This is a genomic window from Paraburkholderia xenovorans (assembly GCF_046030735.1).
In the GTDB taxonomy this organism is placed as follows: Bacteria; Pseudomonadota; Gammaproteobacteria; order Burkholderiales; family Burkholderiaceae; genus Paraburkholderia; species Paraburkholderia xenovorans_A.
Genome location: NZ_JAQQBV010000002.1, coordinates 351,101 through 368,948 on the forward strand (window position 1 = coordinate 351,101; position 17,848 = coordinate 368,948).

The window sequence follows — 17,848 nt, forward strand, 5'->3', positions numbered from 1 at the left end:
GCCGCGCGCGGCCAAGGGAGGAAGTATGAAGCAAAGCCGTCTTGGACTTGCCATTTTTGTTGGTATGGTTGCCGGCATTGTCGTAGGGTATGTGTGCCACCAGACTATGTCTCCATCACTGGCGAAATCTACCGCGGGACAATTCACATTGATCTCGGACATCTTTTTGCGTCTGATAAAGATGGTCATCGCACCACTCGTCTTCTGCGGCATTGTTTCGGGGTTAGCTGCCGCCGGCGACGCTAAAGTCGTTCGCCGGGTAGGACTCCGTGCATTAGGTTGGTTTGTGTGTGCGTCGTTTGTCTCACTGTTGATCGGAATGCTTCTCGCAAACTTCCTTGACCTCGGTCATTCGATGCACCTGCCAGCACCTTCGGCCGGTGCACCGATCAGCACGACAGCCTTCAGTCTCGCGAGTTTCATCTCCCACGTCGTACCAACAAGCATCTTTCAGGCGATGGCCTCAAATGAAATTTTGCCGATCCTGGTATTCGCGGTGTTCTTTGGCATCGCGGCCGGCGCAATGAAGGAAATATTGCCCCCGACCGTGGTTACGTGCATTGATAGCGTCTTTATGTTGATGCTAAAAATCACGTCGTACGTGATGCAATTCTCACCATTCGGCGTATTTGGCGCGATTGCGTCCGTAGTTACCGTTCAGGGATTGGGGGTCCTGCTGACTTACGGGAAATTCATTGGCTCCGTTTATGTCGGCATGGTGATCCTGTGGTGCGTTCTGGTACTGGCCGGATATCTGGTGCTGGGAAGATCCGTGTTTTCCCTGCTCAAACTGATTCGCGAACCCATGATTATTGCTTTCAGTACAGCAAGCGGCGAAGCTGCCTATCCCAAGACACTGGAACAGCTCACTCGCTTTGGAATCAGTCCCCGGGTCAGCAATCTCATTCTACCGCTGGCTTACGCATTCAATCTCGACGGCTTAATGATGTATCAGGCCTTTGCCGCCCTGTTCATTGCGCAAGCCGCCAACATTCATCTGTCTTTCAGCCAGCAACTTGCGATGCTGTTAGTCATGATGCTGACTAGCAAAGGCGTAGCCGGCGTTCCTCGCGCGGCGATCATCGTGATTGCGGCAACGCTGCCGCTGTTTGGCTTGCCTGCCGAAGGTGTCGTTCTCTTACTCGCGATCGATCAGTTTATCGATATGGGTAGAACCACGACAAACGTTGTGGGCAATTGCATCGCCGCAGCTGCAATCGCAAAACTGGAAGGCGCGCTTCAGCCGTGGACAGGTCGGGAGTACTCCACCGCAGACGAATTCCAGGTTACGCCAACGGTATCCCAAACGCTCGCGACTGCCGAGAAGCCGTCTCCGGCAACGGCGATGACTACCTCCTTTCCTACTACCGGGCAATCGTAATGATGTTGGCCTTACATTGCAAATGACCTTGTTTCTGGTCCTGCGTCCTGGAGAAAACTACTCCATCAATGTAAGCAACCCTTGACCCCTAGCCTTATCGGTGCGCCCTTCACCGCATAGGTAGAACATTACCGACATCAGCGCGCAGCCCTCGCGAAGCGTGGGGCGAGCAAGCGTCTTCGCGAAAAAAGTGTATGGCAAAGCCTTCGAATACGTAGGCATTGCCATGCATTCAACAGGGTTAGGCAATCATCTGCCTTCCAGTTGCGCCAGCAGCGTCGCCGGTATGCCGATGCCATCACGCGCCGCGGCCTCGCTCACTTCATCGCGCCGATAACCCGGCAGACGCACACCGTCGTCTTCCAGCATCAGATCGATCAGAGTCTCGATCCGCGCCTCGTATATCGCGGTGCCTGCCAATGCAGCCGGGTCGATGATCCAGAAGAGATGTCCGACGCGCGAACGCGCGCCCTCTGCGGTGAGAAACGATCCGGCTTCCGCGCCGAATTGCGCGCCCGATAGCGCGGCGGCCAACAGTTCAACCATTAGCGCGAGCATCGCCCCTTTAGCGCCGCCGAACGGCAGCATCATGCCGTCGAGCGCGGCCTGCGCATTCGTTGTCGGCTGGCCGTCTGCGGTCGTCGCCCAACCCTGCGGGATCGGCTTGCCATCTCGCGCAGCAACCATGATTTTGCCGCGTGCCACTTGCGATAGCGACAGGTCGATAACAAGTGGCCGGCCCTTCGAACGAGGAAAGACAGCAGCGATCGGATTCGTGCCGAACAGCGGTTTTTTGCCGCCCCAGGCCGGCATCGACGCAGGCGCATTGCTGAATGCGAGCCCAACGAGCCCGGCCGCGCCTATCGCTTCGAGGTGATACGCCCCCGCTCCGAAGTGATGGCTGCGCACAATGCTCGCCGCTGCGGTACCGAACCGTCGCGCACGTTCGATGCCGGTCGCGGTCGCCAGCTCGCAGGCGGCGAACGCGAGGCCGTCGGCGGCATCGATCAGAAAGGCCGCGCCCTTGTCTCGTACGATACCCGGCACCGCGGCCGGATCGACCCGACCGTTGCGCAACTGCGCGATGTACATCGGCAGGCGCGCAACGCCGTGCGACGCGAGCCCGTGCATGTCGGCGTAGACGAGCGCGCGCGTCGTAGCGTCGGCAGTCGCAGGCGTCGCGCCCGCTCCGATCAAGGCCGCGCGAACCAGTCTGCTCAGCTCATCTACCGGAACGTATCGCAGGTTCGGATCGCTCATTTGTGACTCTCGCGCATCGCCTGACGCGAAGACAGCGGCATAATCTTTTCGTCCATCTCATCCGTCCTTTCTTGTAGCTCTTCGCTGCGCGGCAGCGCAAGCACGGCACGTGCCGTCTCGGCATCGAACACGCCTTCCCAGCGCGCGACCACTAACGTCGCCACCGCATTGCCTATCATGTTCACGATCGCGCGCACTTCATTCAGCACGCGGTCGATACCGATGATAAGCGTAATACCCGCCACCGGAATGATGTGGTGCGTTGAGAGTGTCGCCGTCAGTGCAACGAGCGCAGCGCCTGCTACACCCGCCCCGCCCTTCGACGTCAGCATCAGGATCGCAAGCAGTCCGATCTGCTGCATCAACGTGAGATGGGTGTTGGTCGCCTGCGCGATGAAGAGCGAGGTCATCGTCAGGTAAATCGCGGCGCCGTCGAGGTTGAATGAATAGCCGGTTGGCAGCACGAGACCGACGACCGACTTCGGACAGCCGAGCCGTTCGAGTTTCTCCATCAGGCGTGGCAGCACCGATTCGGTTGTCGACGTCCCGAGTACGATTAGCAGTTCTTCGCGCAGGTATTTGAGAAGTGGCCAGAGACCCACACCCGCCCAGCGGCATGCCGTACCCAGTACGATCACGACGAACAGAATGCTCGTCATGTAGAAGCACAGGATTAACAGGCCCAGTTGCTGCAGACTCGCGATGCCGTATTTACCAACTGTGAATGCGATCGCGCCGAACGCACCGAGTGGCGCGAGCCGCATCAGCATCTCGACGATTCTCATCAGCACGTCGCCGAACTGCTCGATGCCGCGCTGAAGAATCCGGCTTCGTCCGGACATGATCGACAACGCAATCCCGAACAACACCGAAAAGAGCAACACCTGCAATAGATCGCCGCGCGCGAACGCACCGACGACCGAATTCGGCACGATCTGATCGAGGAAACTCGCCTGCGACTGCGTATGCGCTTCGCTCAGGTAATGCGAAACGCCAGCAGCGTCGAGTGTCGCGGGATCGACGTTCAGTCCCGCGCCCGGATGCACGAGATTCGCGACCACGAGGCCGATGACGAGCGCAATGGTCGTCACGACCTCGAAATAGAGAATCGTCTTGAAACCGACGCGCCCGACCTGCTTCAGGTTCTCCATACGCGCAATGCCAATCGACACCGTGCAGAAGATCAGGAGCGTGATCAACATCTTGATCAGGCGGATGAAAGTGTCGCCGAGCGGCTTGAACTGAACGCCGAGCGACGGCGCAAAATGACCAACGAGAATGCCGGCCGCAAGTCCGATCAGGACTTGTACATAGAGATGCTTGAGCACGCGCACGATGGTGTCTCCTCCACTCGCTGCTGCCAGAAGATAGCCGGCACGCCACACGGCACGCACCGCTTCGTCGAGCGGTGTCGTGCCGGCGCGCGCACCGGACGGGGACTTCGTTTTGCCCTACTGTTTTCTATTGATGATGCGATATTGCGATGATGCGCTTGTGCTTGCGGCGTATCAGGCGCTTTCGAACAGCCGTGTCAGTACGAATTCACGATGGCCGAGCGTTTCCGCCGAGGTCCAGCGGCCGTTCGCCGTGGCGAGCATGCATTCGAGCAGGCGGTCGCCCGACTGGTCGAGGTTTTGCTCGCGTTGCAGGATGCCGGATACGTCCACGTCGATATGCTCACTCATCGTGCGCACCGTGCGTGGGTTCGCGCAGATCTTGATGACAGGCACGATCGCATTGCCAATCACGTTGCCTTGTCCCGTCGGGAAAAAGTGAACCGCGAAACCCGAGGCCGCGCACAGCGTAACCATCTCGGCCGCGGCCGACGACGAATCCATGAACCAGAGGCCGGGATGCGTGGGCGTTTCAGCCTTGTCCAACACGCCGTCGACCATGCACTTCTTGCCAATCTTCTGGATGTTGCCGAGCGCCTTTTCCTCGATGGTCGTGAGACCGCCCGCAATGTTGCCCTTGGTGGGCTGCGACTCTGACAAGTCGTCAGTCTTCCAGCGATTGATCATGTCCTGGTAGCGATCGAACATGAACTGGAAGCGCTCGCGCACGCCGTCGTTCGCACAGCGCGCGGCGACGATCTGCTCGCCTCCCGTCAACTCCGACGTCTCGCCGAACACGAGCGTGGTGCCGAAGCCATACAACTTGTCGAACGCATTACCGACGGTGGGGTTGGCGCCGCAGCCCGACGTGGTATCCGATTCACCGCATTTGGTCGATACCCACAGGTCGCTGATCGGGCACTCCTCGCGCTCCAGCGCGGTCGCATATTGCACCATCTCTTTCGCCGCTTTCGACGCCCTCATGATCGTGTCATGGTCGCCATGCATTTCGATGCCGAAGCCCATGACTGGTTTGCCCGACGCCGCGATACCGTCGACCACGCGCTTGGTCCAGCCCTCTTCGATACCGATCACGACGACCGCTGCGACGTTCGGGTTGCTGCCGGCACCGATCAGCGTGCGAAAGTGCAAGTCCAGGTCCGCACCGAACTGCAAACGGCCATACGGATGCGGCAGCGCCATCGTGCCTTTGATGTTGCTCTCGACCGCCTGCGCCGCCGCGTTCGACAGATCGTCGACCGGCAGGATGATCACGTGATTGCGTACGCCCACGCGGCCGTTGTTGCGGCGATAGCCGCGGAAAGTCGTATCCAGTTCAATGACGCTCATGGTGTCTCTCTCGATATGGGGAAGCGAAATGTTTTCTGCTGCTTAGGGGCACACGGCTTACCAGCGCTTCGTCTTGATGTTGTGCACGTGAGCGTGCTCGCCCGCGGTGATCGGCGCGACCACCTTGCCGATATCGACGCCGTACTTGAACACGGTGTCGCCGACAGCCATGTCTTTGAGCGCCACCTTGTGCCCGATTGGAATGTCTTGCTTCGCAGCCACGGTCACGATCTCATCTTCATCCATGATCCAGGCGTTCAGTTGCGTTCCCGCCTGAATTCCTTCGACGACTGCCACGCCCACCGTGTCCCGGGCCTCATGCAACACGATGTGGATCGTCCTGCTTTCGCCCGCTTTGGTCGCCGTGCTCGCGGCGCCATTCGTTTTTTCTGCTGCTGCATAACTCATCTGCGTCTCCTAGTTGAGTTCATTAAGTGTCCGGAGCGTGCCGGACGGCGAATCACGCTTCGCCGCTGCGTTGTGTTGAAACCATCATAGGCGTCACACTCATCCATGTCAACTAGATCATCTATATGTGTTGTATGAGTTGGTTATGTCGTAAAATCGGAACACACGTTTCACAAGAATCCAGGGATAACCATGAGCACCATGACGGAAGCGCCGACCGCCGTCGGCGGTACGCGGTACAAGGAAGTGAAGAGCGCACTGCTGGCTGCGCTTGCGGGGCAGGAATGGAAGGGAGGCGAAGCGATTCCGGCGGAAAAACGTCTTGCTGAGCGATTTGGCGTCTCGATCGGCACGCTGCGTAAGGCCATCGACGAACTGTGCGCCGAGAGCATACTCATCCGGCACCAGGGCCTTGGCACGTTCGTCGCGATGCATCAGCGCGATCGGCATTTCTTCCGCTTCTTTCGCATTGTGCGCAACGATGGGGACAAAACCTACCCGACCGTGAGCCTCGTTAATTTCCGTAAAACGAAGGCAACGCAGAAAGTCGCAACCCAGCTCCGAATCAGCGAGGGGGCACCTGTTTTTCAGTTCACGAATCAGCTCGCACTGCATGGCGTGGTCGTGATCGTCGAGCACATCGCGGTACCGGAGGCGCGCTTCCCCGACCTCACGGAAGCCGCGCTGCGCAATCGCCCCAACACGCTTTACAACTTCTATCAGGATGCGTTCGGCATTAACGTGGTGAGTACGGATGAACGGGTTCGCGTTGGACAGGCGAGCAAGCTTGAGGGCGGATTGCTCGGGCTCGCCTCAGGGGCGCCCGTGCTGGAAGTCGAGCGGATCGCGTATTCGTACAATGAACAGCCAGTCGAATATCGGATCTCACATGTGAACACCCAGGAATACGATTATGTATCGAGCTATGCACGCACTTCGAGCGGCGGATAAATGAACTGCCTTGTACGCAGGTAGGCGTTGATGCATCTGCCGTATTTCTGGCAATCGCGCCGCTCAATCCCCGATGTTGCATCGCGTACCCGCGCGATCTGGATAGAACAAAGTGTAACCGGATACGTAACAGTTTTTTAACCTGAGATACTCACGCGCTATCGAGTCGTGGAGCGGAGTTTTCCCACGTCGCGAGCCGTCACTGCGCTTGCCTTGTTGCCCCACGAGGTTCGGATAAAGGTGACCACATCTGCGATTTCCTGATCTGTCAAACGCTCATGAAATCCCGGCATGGTGAACGAAGTAGGAGCGCTTGACGTACCCGGCATGGACGCACCGCGCAGAACGATGTGAATCAGCGACGTTGGGTCGGGTTCATTCACTGTTGCACTCAATGCAAGCTGCGGAAAAACTTGTCCGTATCCCTTACCGTCTGAACGATGGCATGCGGCACAGTTGTTGAGAAAAGTCAGTGCACCCGGCCGATTCGTTTGCCCTTCCTGCAATGATTTCGCGGTACTGGTGTCGTATCGTGCCTTAACTGCCGAGGTCTTGTCGGCACCGAGCTGTTTCAGAAAGATGGCGATCGCATTCAGATCCTGATCGCTCATGTACTGCGTGCTATTGACGACCACCTCCCGCATCCCGCCGAACGCGGCAGAGTGCTCGTTACGACCGCTTTTCAGGAATGACACGATATCGCTGGGTGTCCAGCTACCCAATCCCGTCGCCGAGCCGTTTCGGAGATCATTTGCAAGCCAGTTTTCGACTTTGCCCCCGCTGAGAAATGCGGGATCACCGTTATCCGTGGTGGTGATCTCCTGCATAAAAACACCGCGGGGCGTATGGCACGCTCCGCAATGACCTAATCCCTCTACCAGATAACGCCCCCGTGCGACGACTGCAGAATCATTGCCAGCACTCGCATCGCCCTCGCGCTCAGACTGATTCACGCCAGGAGCAAAAAAATGACGCCAAACGGCGAGAGGCCAACGCATGGACAGTGGCCATGGGATATCGCTCTTCCGATTGCCTTGCTGAACAGCAGGCACTCCATGCATAAAGTAATAGTACAGTGCTGCTACGTCTTCATTCTTCAACTTCGCGTACGACGGGTAAGGCATGGCCGGATATAGCGTGTGGCCATCTTTAGCGACACCACGCCTCACTGCACTTTCAAAGTCGCTGTAGGTATAGCTACCGATCCCCGTTCTGGTATCCGGTGTGATATTAGTCGAATAAATCGTCCCGATCGGCGTTGAGAAAGACAGTCCTCCTGCAAAAGATTTTCCGCCCTTCGATGTATGACACGCCACACAATCACCGGCACGCGCCAGATACGCTCCTCGAGCGAGTTCAGCATCTGAGCTGGCACGCTCTCCTGAAGAGTTCGAAGGATTGACCAGCGCCGCCTTGCAAACGGCTGTCGTTACGAACAGCAGCACCGTGATCGCAACAGGTTTTTTGATTATGGACAGCATGCTTTTACGCCCGTGCAAGATGACCGGGGTTTTTCAGGTAGATCTCGCGAATTGCATGAGCCGCCCAGTACGTCAATCCGCCAACGAGACCCGTCGGGTTATAGCCGGCATTTTGTGGGAATGCACAAGCGCCAAGAACAAACAAATTGTGCATATCCCAGCTCTGAAGATATTTATTGACTACGCTCTTCCTGGGATCGGATCCCATGATTGCCCCACCCGTCGTATGTGTACTCTGGTAGACACGCGTGTCAAAGTGCATTCCGGATTTCCGAACATTGATATCGACCTCATTCGAAAGAACGCGCCCGATACGTTCTGCCTGCGCCACCGCATGTTTCGTCATTCGGAATTCGTTTTCCTGCCAATCGAACGTCACACGCAAAAGCGGCTGACCATATGCATCCTTGAAGTTCGGGTCGAGGCTCAGATAGTTAGTCCGATAAGACATCACCGACCCCTGCGCATTGATAGTCATCAAGCGCTGATAGGCGTCCTGCACAGATGACTTCCACTCGGCACCCCATTTCTTCGTGCCTTTTTTCTGACCCGCCTGTCCAATAGGGCGTCCGCCAGTCCGGTTGTGCCGGATATTTGCACCGCCTATGAATCCAAGCGCGGCGTGATCGAAGTTGTCGCCGTTGAAATCATCAATAGCCTGTCCACCCGCACCTGCACCAATAAATGGATTGAGCTGCGTTCCCTTAGGGAGAAACACATTCACACCGCCGTTCATCTGGTATGCGAAGTTACGCCCAACGACGCCCTCACCTGTTGCCGGGTCATACGGTTGGCTAATGCCAGATAGCAACAGCAGACGGACATTGTGCATCTGGAACGCACTCAGAATCACGAGATCGGCGGGCTGCTCAATTTCCTGACCGCTTGCGTCGATGTATGTGACGCCGGTGACGGTCTCTCCATCCGGGTGCTTGTTGATTCTCACCACCTGACAGCGCGTTCGTAATTCGAAGTTTTCCTTGCGGAAAAGCGCAGGGTGGATTGTTGTCTGAGGTGACGATTTGGAGTACATGAAGCATCCAAAGTCTTCACAGAAACCACAGAAATTGCACGGCCCCAGCCGTACACCGTATGGATTCGTATAGGGCGCGGACGCGTTGGCAGCCGGGATAGGAAATGGTTCGTATCCTAGTGTGCGGGCCGCCTTGGCGAAGAGTTGAGCTCCGTAGACGTCTGCCAACGGCGGCAGTGGATACTCTTTGCTACGCCAGGCCTCAAACCGGTTACCGCCAGCAGACAACTTTCCGTTCAGGTTGCTGGCCTTGCCGGAGATCCCCGCCACCTCTTCAAACCGCGTGAAAAATGGCTCGAGCTCATCGTAAGTGACACCGAAGTCCTCGATTGTCATGCCATCCGGGATGAACTTTTTCCCATATCGATCCGTGTAATGCGAACGCAGCACCAGATCCGAAACTTGTGGGCGCCATGTCAGGCCGTTCCAATGGAACCCCGCACCTCCCACACCGTTGCCGAGCAGAATCGCCCCATGCTGGCGATACGGAACAGCAGCCTGATCCGGGGTGTGCCTAAACGTCAACGTTTCCTTCGACAGATCCTGCAACAGGCGCCCACGAGATACATGTGCAAGCTCGTCCGCTACGTTCGGATATCGCGCTGTGTTCTCCGTCGTCTGCATCTCCCCGCGCTCAAAAGCCAGTACGTTCAAACCTGCTTCGGCCAGCTCCATAGCCAAAATCGAGCCAGTCCAACCAAACCCGACGATAACGGCATCTACTTTCTTTTTAACGATAGCCATTACTACGACTGCTCCCCAAGAATAGAGACCGGCGGAAGCGGATACCTGGCTCCAGGCTTTCCAACCCAATCCATGAAGTCCGCGCGTGCGCCCGGAAAACCAATCATCTTCCAGCCCGCCATGCCGCGATTTCCGCCATACATTGGGTCTGCGAAGTAGCCCTCTTTCGTGTTCTTGAGAAGCGTCGAGAAGAAGAGCTTCGCGGGGACGGTTTGCAGCTCGATCTTCCCGTCGTCGATCTGCTCAAGGAACTGAATCCGGAGTGCCTTTCCCAGCTCAGCGAAGACCCTCTTATGAGTTGATTCGCACCAGGCGTCACACTCCTGAATACCGATTCGATAAATGTCCCGGGGCACAAATTTCATCTGGTATCCAAGTTCTGGCGCAGACGCCGGGTTAAAGGGCGCATGCATGTACCACAAATGCCCGTGAGCGTAAGGAGTCTGCATCTGCCGATCAATGAACTCCGGCACTCCCGCCTCCACTGCGCCAGCCCCCGTCGAATCAGATGGAATGAGTTCGTCAACTGCCGCAATCAGAAACTTCCATTCCGAGTCCGTAAAGAACGTGGGACGGTATGGGCTACCCTCGGCGCTCCTCATTACCCCAGCGGAATTCTCGCCGTCTGGCTTCGCACTTTCGCTGCATCCCTGCTGGGCAAGAAGCGCAGGAGTCAATGAAGAAGCCGGAATTATCGTTGCGACCTGACGGAGGAATCTTCTCCGGCCTGTTTCGTCTTGTATTGCTGTCATGGACTCATTGTCGGGTTGACTTTGATCATTAGGATCTAACGCAGGCAAACGAACCTTCGCTGGTCAGTTCATCGGATGCAGCACATGCTAGAGCTCGAACTCATCCATGTCAACCATATCATATATATGTGTTAGAAGACCTCCGAATAGACTTCGCCACCTTTCCGGTCTCGGCGCCTGTCGCATGTCGATACCGCAAAAATCCGTTTGACAAACTATCTTAAGATATATATCTTAAGATACATCTTAAGACACAATCGGAGCACACACGATGCGTCGTCATTCTCGTTTTTCCCGTTCGCCCAATGCGGACGACAGCTTTTTCGCCGCGGACAACCGCCCGTCCCTGCATGCGCTCTGGCACGCGTTTGCCCGCCATTACGAGCATCGCGGTGAGCGTGGCGATGGCTTCGAACGCCGTCGCGGCGAACCTCACTCGGGCCGCGGCAACTGCGAAGGCCGCGAGCGTGGCGGCTTCGGTCGTCACGGTCATGAGCGTTTCTCGCTGCACGCGTTGTGGCATGCGATCGGCCGCCATGACGACCATCGCGGCGGCGGCCGCGGCGGACGTTTTGGCGGAGGTCCCGGCGGCTTCGGCGGCCCGGGCGGATTCGGCGACGGAGACGGCGACGGATTCCCGCGCGGTCGTAAATTCACGTCCGACGATCTGCAACTGCTGCTGCTCTCACTGATCAATACGCAGCCAAGCCACGGCTATGAACTGATCAAAGCACTCGAAACGCGCTCGAACGGCTTCTACAGTCCGAGTCCCGGCATGGTCTATCCGGCGCTCACGTATCTGGAAGAAATCGGCTACGTGACCGTGCAACTCGAAGGCAACCGCAAGCGTTACGAACTCGCCGAGCCAGGCCGCGAATATCTGGAGGCCAATCGCGAGCGCCTCGATTTGATGGTCGCCAAGCTCACGCATATCGCCCGCAAGATGGATTCCGTGCGCCGCGCGTTCGCCGGTGAAGAACCCGCGGACATCAGCGAAGGCGGCTGGCTACCCGAGCTGAGCAAAGCACGTCATGCACTGAAGCGTGCGCTGCTGCTACGTACCGATGTATCCGCGGAAGAACAACGCCGCATCGCCGGAATTCTGGCGCGTGCGACCAAAGAAATCGAAAGCGACGGCAAAACGGGCGGCCGCAAAGACAGCGGCGAACAGCCTGCCTGATAGTGCGCCAGCCGCCCGCGCCCGTCGCCTGACCAACACAGGAATTGCATCCATGCAGACACAAGACAACCGTGCCGAACTCGCCGTCCAACGCGTGCGCCATCCGCTGAAATTCCGGCTGCTGCAAGTCACGAAAGTGCACGCGCTGACCCCGCATCTGATTCGCGTCACCTTGACGGGCGAGGATCTGCACGACTTCGTCTCCGCCTCGTTCGACGACCACATCAAGGTGTTTTTCCCCGAACCCGGCGCCGACAAACCGGTACTGCCGGTAGCGAGTCCGGACGGTCCGGTGTTTCCCGCCGACCAGCCTCGCCCGACCGCGCGCGATTTCACGCCGCGCCGCTTCGACCGCGAAGCGCGCGAACTCGACATCGAATTCGCGATGCACGAAGCCGGTCCGGCCGCGACCTGGGCGGCGCAGGCGAAGGTCGGCCAGTATCTCGGCGTCGGCGGCCCGCGTGGTTCGTTCGTCATCCCGACCGGTTTCGACTGGCACCTGCTGATCGGCGACGACACCGCGTTGCCCGCGATCGCCCGCCGCCTCGAAGAATTGCCGGCCGGCGCGCGCGTCGCGGCGGTGATCGAAGTGGGCGATCCGTCGGCACAGATCGAATTCGCGACGCAGGCCGAACTGCATCTGATCTGGCGCTACCGCAGCGAATCGACCTGCCGCGGCGAGGCTTTGCTGCAAGCGGTGCGCGAGCTCTACCTGCCCGAAGACGGCGAAGGCTACGTGTGGGCGGCGGGCGAAGCCGCGACGATGCGCGCGGTGCGCTACCACCTGTGCACGGAACGCGGCGTCGAGAAGTCGCGCATTCGCGCGGCCAGCTACTGGAAACAGGGCGCGCAAGCGGTGCACGAAACGCTCGACGACTGACCGCTCGTTCGCGTGCATTCAATGCTGCAAGGATCAACGGAGAAACCGCGTGAGGCGAGATAAGTGTGAATCAGGCGCGCAAATCGAATCGCCCGCGCGGATGCAGTATTTCGAACAACAATAAGGAATCCAGTCGATGTATTCAATCAGTATGAAGCACGAACGCCGCTTGCTCTGGCTGCTCGCGCTTACGCAATTCACCATCATCATGGACTTCATGGTGATGATGCCGCTCGGTCCGCAGATCATGCACGCGTTCAGTATCACGCCGGCTGCGTTCGCGACGGCCGTGTCCGCGTATTCGTGGTGTTCGGGATTGTCGGGACTGTTCGCGGCCACCTATATCGACCGCTTCGACAGGCGCCGCCTGCTGCTCACCGTGTATGCGCTGTTCGCGCTGTCGAACCTCGCCTGCGCGCTCGCCGACAGTTTCCCGTTGCTGCTCGCGGCGCGCGCGTTCGCGGGGATTACCGGCGGCGTGTTGGGCTCGGTGATCATGGCGATCGTCGGCGATGTAATTCCGGTGCAGCGGCGCGGCGCCGCGACGGGCACGATCATGACGGCTTTTTCTCTGGCGGCGATCGCCGGCGTGCCGGCCGGCGTGATGCTCGGCGCGCATTTCAACTGGGCTGCGCCGTTCTTCTTGCTGGTGGCGCTGTCGTTGTTGATCTGGCTGGTGGGCTGGCAACTGGTGCCGTCGCTAGCCGAACATCTGCGCCGCAAGCAGCCCGCACTCGGCGAGGTATTGCCCGAGTTGTGGCGACTGCTGAGCAACCCGCGGCATGTGAATGCATTTGCGCTGACCTTCGTCATGATGATCTCGCATATGCTGGTGATTCCATTCATCTCGCCGGTGCTGGTCGCCAATTACCACGTGGCGCCGGCGCAGTTGTCCTGGCTGTACATGGCGGGCGGCGCGGCGACTTTCTTTACGTCGCGCAGGGTCGGTAGGCTCGCCGACCGCTTCGGGACGCGGCGCGTTTTCCGGATCGCCGCCCTGCTGGCATGTCTGCCGGTGCTGTTCGTCACGCATCTGCCGAACCTGCCGTTTTACGGGCTGGTGCTGTTCTTCCCGTTTTTCATGGTGCTGATGTCCGGTCGGATGGTGCCGATGCAGGCATTGCTGACCACGGTGCCGCAACCGGCTCAGCGCGGCGCGTTTCTGAGCGCCAACAGCGCGTTGCAGGCGCTCGGCACGGGATGCGGCGCATGGCTTGGCGGCCTGATGCTGAGCAGTTCGCCGACCGGGCAGATCGTCGGGTATGGCACGGTCGGGTGGGTGTCGGTTCTGGTCGCGGTGGCCGGCGTCTTCTGGGTGACTCGCGTTCGGAGCGCCGAGAGTGGCGGATTGCCGCCCTCGGGAGTGCTGCGCGGCGAGGCGGTGAAAGGGTAAGGAAGATCTGCATCTGCTTGCGTTCACATTGAACGGCAAGGCGATCGAAGTCGGCAAGCGTCGCGTGCGCATTCGCCGCCTGTCGATGGATCGAGCCGAGCAGTGTCTGCGCGAATGTTTGAAATGATGGGCCTGCCGGTGGGCACTCGCATCTGGATCGCCGCTGGCGTGACCGACATGCGCTGCGGCTTTCAGAGCCGCTCCGCGAAGAAGCAGACGGCGCTCGAAGACAACCCATTCGGCGCCCACGTCTTCGTGTTTCGCGGGCGTCGCGGCGACCCGCTGGCATGCCGCTTCTCTCGAGTTTTGCCCAGCTTTCATGGGCATCGTGGTTTCCAGAAATCCGCCAACGCCTGCCGGAAGCTGGGCATACCATACCGCTGCGCCGTCGCGATGCCCTGACGACTGACCTCGTTGGTCTGTCCGTGCCGCTCGAACAACACGATCGCCCGGTGAATCTGCCTGGCAAATCCGACGATGTCGCTGGCTGAGGGTACCCACATGCCGTTGTGGTCGCTCGCATAGTCGTGCCCTGCGCCTCCGTTGCTTCCGGCCACAATACAGCCTGAGCGCATCGCTTCAAGGACAGACAGCGCGATCGATTCGTTATGCGAAAACGCTGCATAAACAGCCGAGCCACCCAGAACGTTCGCCACCTGCATACGATCCATGCCGGATATTTCACACCAGGGTACATCGGCGTATTCGGGATACATTGATCGAAACATTGACATGACCGCACGACTTTCCGCCGGCAGTTTGCGCGGAGAATACGCGATCCTGAGGGTCTTTTCCTGGGGCTGGAAGTACTCCGGAATGCCCGGCGTTATGACATTGACCGACCCAGTGTAACCAGAGCGCTGCAGAACGGCCGCACCGCCCAGCGACGGACAGATGATGGTCCCGAACCGTCCGCAGTCCAGTTCGTGGATCGAGCGGATGGCCGCGAACAGGTAAAGCGTGTTCTGGTTGTGAACCACAACGTTGCAGTCCACTTTCTGCGCGAACGCAATGATCCCCGGATCGTTTTCGGGGATGACAAGGTAATCCTCTTTCCTGAAGACGGTCTGGTTAATGAGTCGTGTATTGCCGGGCAGGCGCTGCCGGTCGAAATCCTGTCCAGGTACGACCATTGTTGCCGGCAGCCCCATTTCCTGGAGTGTATGGACATGCTCGACGTTGACGAAGTCGCCACCTGTGGTGGGAGTCGGGAAGGCAAAGTAGTAGATATCTGGCATGTCGATTCACTCGCTGGTTATCAGAAAATGTCCGTGTACAGGACTATGCCGATGAGAACTCCCCCGATCACACCCACAACCTGGCCGGTGAACATTGCGTTCAGATCCTCGTCCAGCAGGAAAGGACTGCGCCGGACACGAAGTACCGTTTTTAGCAGAATGGGTCGGGCAAATACGACACTGGCGGCGGGCAGAACGGGCACTGCAATCTGCATCAGTCCATGGGCCTGGTGTCCTGCTGGAATATCCAGGAAGTTGAAGAGGACAATGAATCCTACGGTAACTGCGACGCCTGTCAGAACGCCTCTGACAAGCCAGTCTGTTGAGTATGAATGCATCGGGTTAGTCTCTCGGGGAATGCTCAGGCAGGCTGAGCCAGTGAAACGGTGGTCGGTATCCAGACGCGCGCACGCGCCCGGCGATGACTGCGCCAGCATGTTTGCCGCTGGGTGTCTGTGTGGCGAGCCCGTCGATGCACATCGGAAGCCCTTCGATTCTGAAAAACACTCACGTTTGTGCTGCTTCTATTGATCCGGGTTTTCGGACGCGCCCGTATTTTTCCAAGTGATTGCGATCTGCTTTTTTCGCCGCGCAGACGCGTGCAGGGGACGGGAGCGGCGGTTTGCCGCCCTCGGGGGTTCTTCGGAACGGGGCGGTGAAAGGGTGAGGTGCGTGCCTCGCCCTAGCGATACGAATCCAGTACGTCCCCCGTGCGAGGTCACCCAAATCCACTATCGGTTGCAATGCCGCACCTGGCAAAGAACGTCCACACGGAAGAAGAATGAGGATGAATTTCCCCCACCTGCCTTCTTTTATACAGGTAAGCATGCTGCTTACCTCCTTTTGAATTTGAAAATATCACGCTGTCTACCATTGGTATCCGGATCCAACCGATGCGCCATACGTGCCTCGACTGCTCGCGGTAACCGAACCTTTAAAGACCCAATGGCCATCGTCCGAGATGGTGGAGACGCCGAGCGCAAGCGCGGTTTGTCCATGGTATGTGCCGCCAGCGGCCGACAGCATGCTGCGGCCCGGCACATACGCCTGCGGTAGACCTGCGATCGCGATCGCAGCCGCAGCGGCGCCGTCAATATCATGGCGGGCAGACCTTAAATCTTCTTCGACCTGGTTAATCCGTCCGTCGGTATATTGATTGGCGCCACTGATCCCTTGATTCAGTTGCAGAACATTGACCGCATCCGTACTTGCGACACCCGGCGCCACGTTTGTAATCGTGCGTTCAGCGCCAGGGGCGCCGACCGAGACTGCATTAGGCTGCGACGCAATCGAACCCGAACCTAAGGCGACTGAATTCGGTGCAGTGACCATCGCACCGTTACCGATCGCAACCGCGTTGGACGGCGACGCGCTTGCCCGATTGCCGATCGCAACACCGTCTTGCGTTGTCGCGTGTGAGCCACCGGCGAAACCGCTAGTCGAATTCGCGTGGTCTCCAACGGCGCTGCCCTCACCGGTCACTGCATGGTCGCCGCCTGCGAAGCCCGTGGTCGAGGTTGCGTTATCGCCCGATGCACCGCCCGCTTTTGAGGACGCGTTATTGCCGCTGGCGCTGCCTGTTGTCGAAACTGCGTGGGCGCCCGTTGCTCCGCCTGTGTCGGTTTGCGAATGGTTACCGCCAGCGAAACCGTCGTTCGATCTGGCGTTGTTGCCTGATGCTCCGCCGTCTATCGAATGCGCGTTAGCACCGGTCGCTCCACCATTGTTCGTCTGTGCGTTATTGCCCGATGCTCCGCCATCTATCGACTTCGCATTGGCACCCGTCGCACCACCGTTGTTCGTCTGCGCGTTGTTGCCTCCGGCGAAACCATCGAAGGACTTCGCATTGCTACCCGTCGCCCCACCGTTGTTCGTCTGTGCGTTATTGCCCGATGCCCCGCCGTCTATCGACTTCGCATTGGCACCCGTCGCTCCACCATTGTTCGTCTGTGCGTTGTTGCCTCCGGCGAAACCATCGATGGACTTCGCATTGCTACCCGTCGCCCCACCGTTGTTCGTCTGTGCGTTATTGCCCGATGCCCCGCCGTCTATCGACTTCGCATTGGCACCCGTCGCACCACCATTGTTCGTCTGTGCGTTATTGCCAACAGCTCCGCCGTCTATCGACTTCGCATTGCTACCCGTCGCACCACCATTGTTCGTCTGTGCGTTATTGCCCGATGCTCCGCCATCTATCGACTTCGCATTGGCACCCGTCGCACCACCGTTGTTCGTCTGTGCGTTGTTGCCTCCGGCGAAACCATCGAAGGACTTCGCATTGCTACCCGTCGCACCACCGTTGTTCGTCTGTGCGTTGTTGCCAACAGCTCCGCCGTCTATCGACTGCGCATTGGCACCCGTCGCACCACCATTGTTCGTCTGTGCGTTGTTGCCTCCGGCGAAACCATCGAAGGACTTCGCATTGCTACCCGTCGCCCCACCGTTGTTCGTCTGCGCGTTATT

16 protein-coding genes are annotated in these 17,848 nt (G+C 58.7%); 6 read left to right on the plus strand and 10 right to left on the minus strand.

Annotated elements, in window-relative coordinates; translation table 11 throughout:
- The first annotated feature begins 25 nt into the window (after positions 1-25).
- Positions 26-1,381, plus strand: coding sequence for a dicarboxylate/amino acid:cation symporter (locus PQQ51_RS03230; RefSeq protein WP_408494768.1), 1,356 nt, complete (start codon positions 26-28; stop codon positions 1,379-1,381).
- A gap of 249 nt (positions 1,382-1,630) precedes the next feature.
- On the opposite strand, the gene PQQ51_RS03235 is transcribed toward PQQ51_RS03230, so the two are convergent.
- The 4 genes from PQQ51_RS03235 to PQQ51_RS03250 form a co-directional block, all read right to left on the minus strand.
- Positions 1,631-2,641 (minus strand): Ldh family oxidoreductase, encoded by a 1,011-nt coding sequence (locus PQQ51_RS03235; protein WP_408494770.1) that lies wholly within the window; start codon positions 2,639-2,641, stop codon positions 1,631-1,633.
- The gene (locus PQQ51_RS03240; protein WP_408494771.1) at positions 2,638-3,975 is read right to left on the minus strand and encodes a C4-dicarboxylate transporter DctA; all 1,338 of its coding nucleotides are present in this window, start codon (positions 3,973-3,975) and stop codon (positions 2,638-2,640) included. Before PQQ51_RS03240 ends, PQQ51_RS03235 begins: the two co-directional genes overlap by 4 nt.
- A gap of 174 nt (positions 3,976-4,149) precedes the next feature.
- Positions 4,150-5,325 carry a UxaA family hydrolase gene (locus PQQ51_RS03245; RefSeq protein WP_408494772.1) on the minus strand — a complete coding sequence of 392 codons (1,176 nt, stop codon included), beginning with the start codon at positions 5,323-5,325 and terminating at the stop codon, positions 4,150-4,152.
- Positions 5,326-5,382: 57 nt separating this feature from the next.
- A complete protein-coding gene (locus PQQ51_RS03250) occupies positions 5,383-5,652 on the minus strand; it encodes a UxaA family hydrolase (RefSeq protein ID WP_266241527.1) in 270 nt (89 codons plus the stop codon).
- Between the two features lie 273 nt (positions 5,653-5,925).
- Here PQQ51_RS03250 and PQQ51_RS03255 point away from each other — a divergent pair, with 273 nt between their 5' ends.
- Positions 5,926-6,684, plus strand: coding sequence for a GntR family transcriptional regulator (locus PQQ51_RS03255; RefSeq protein ID WP_408494773.1), 759 nt, complete (start codon positions 5,926-5,928; stop codon positions 6,682-6,684).
- Between the two features lie 158 nt (positions 6,685-6,842).
- Here PQQ51_RS03255 and PQQ51_RS03260 read toward each other — a convergent pair whose 3' ends face one another.
- The 3 genes from PQQ51_RS03260 to PQQ51_RS03270 are packed head-to-tail and all read right to left on the minus strand — an operon-like array spanning position 6,843 to position 10,694.
- Complete coding sequence (locus PQQ51_RS03260) at positions 6,843-8,165, minus strand: c-type cytochrome (RefSeq protein WP_408494774.1); 1,323 nt, start codon at positions 8,163-8,165, stop codon at positions 6,843-6,845.
- Between the two features lie 4 nt (positions 8,166-8,169).
- Positions 8,170-9,942, minus strand: a complete 1,773-nt coding sequence (locus PQQ51_RS03265; RefSeq protein ID WP_408494775.1) for a GMC family oxidoreductase — start codon at positions 9,940-9,942, stop codon at positions 8,170-8,172.
- Between the two features lie 2 nt (positions 9,943-9,944).
- Complete coding sequence (locus tag PQQ51_RS03270; RefSeq protein ID WP_408494776.1) at positions 9,945-10,694, minus strand: gluconate 2-dehydrogenase subunit 3 family protein; 750 nt, start codon at positions 10,692-10,694, stop codon at positions 9,945-9,947.
- Positions 10,695-10,965: 271 nt separating this feature from the next.
- Here PQQ51_RS03270 and PQQ51_RS03275 point away from each other — a divergent pair, with 271 nt between their 5' ends.
- From PQQ51_RS03275 to tnpB, 4 genes are all read left to right on the plus strand, one after another.
- Positions 10,966-11,874: a PadR family transcriptional regulator gene (locus PQQ51_RS03275; protein ID WP_408494777.1), complete on the plus strand. Its 909-nt coding sequence runs from the start codon at positions 10,966-10,968 to the stop codon at positions 11,872-11,874.
- Positions 11,875-11,926: 52 nt separating this feature from the next.
- Positions 11,927-12,754: a siderophore-interacting protein gene (locus PQQ51_RS03280; protein WP_408494778.1), complete on the plus strand. Its 828-nt coding sequence runs from the start codon at positions 11,927-11,929 to the stop codon at positions 12,752-12,754.
- Between the two features lie 136 nt (positions 12,755-12,890).
- The gene (locus PQQ51_RS03285; protein ID WP_408494779.1) at positions 12,891-14,147 is read left to right on the plus strand and encodes an MFS transporter; all 1,257 of its coding nucleotides are present in this window, start codon (positions 12,891-12,893) and stop codon (positions 14,145-14,147) included.
- Positions 14,148-14,273: 126 nt separating this feature from the next.
- Complete coding sequence (tnpB, locus tag PQQ51_RS03290) at positions 14,274-14,549, plus strand: IS66 family insertion sequence element accessory protein TnpB (RefSeq protein WP_408494799.1); 276 nt, start codon at positions 14,274-14,276, stop codon at positions 14,547-14,549.
- Here tnpB and PQQ51_RS03295 read toward each other — a convergent pair.
- The 3 genes from PQQ51_RS03295 to PQQ51_RS03305 all read right to left on the minus strand — a co-directional run.
- Positions 14,465-15,385, minus strand: a complete 921-nt coding sequence (locus PQQ51_RS03295; protein ID WP_408494780.1) for a glycosyltransferase — start codon at positions 15,383-15,385, stop codon at positions 14,465-14,467. The genes tnpB and PQQ51_RS03295 overlap by 85 nt on opposite strands.
- Before the next feature lie 20 nt (positions 15,386-15,405).
- The gene (locus tag PQQ51_RS03300; RefSeq protein WP_408494781.1) at positions 15,406-15,822 is read right to left on the minus strand and encodes a hypothetical protein; all 417 of its coding nucleotides are present in this window, start codon (positions 15,820-15,822) and stop codon (positions 15,406-15,408) included.
- A gap of 430 nt (positions 15,823-16,252) precedes the next feature.
- Positions 16,253-17,848, minus strand: a 1,596-nt coding sequence (locus tag PQQ51_RS03305; protein WP_408494782.1) for a YadA family autotransporter adhesin, incomplete at its 5' end; no start/stop codon positions are given.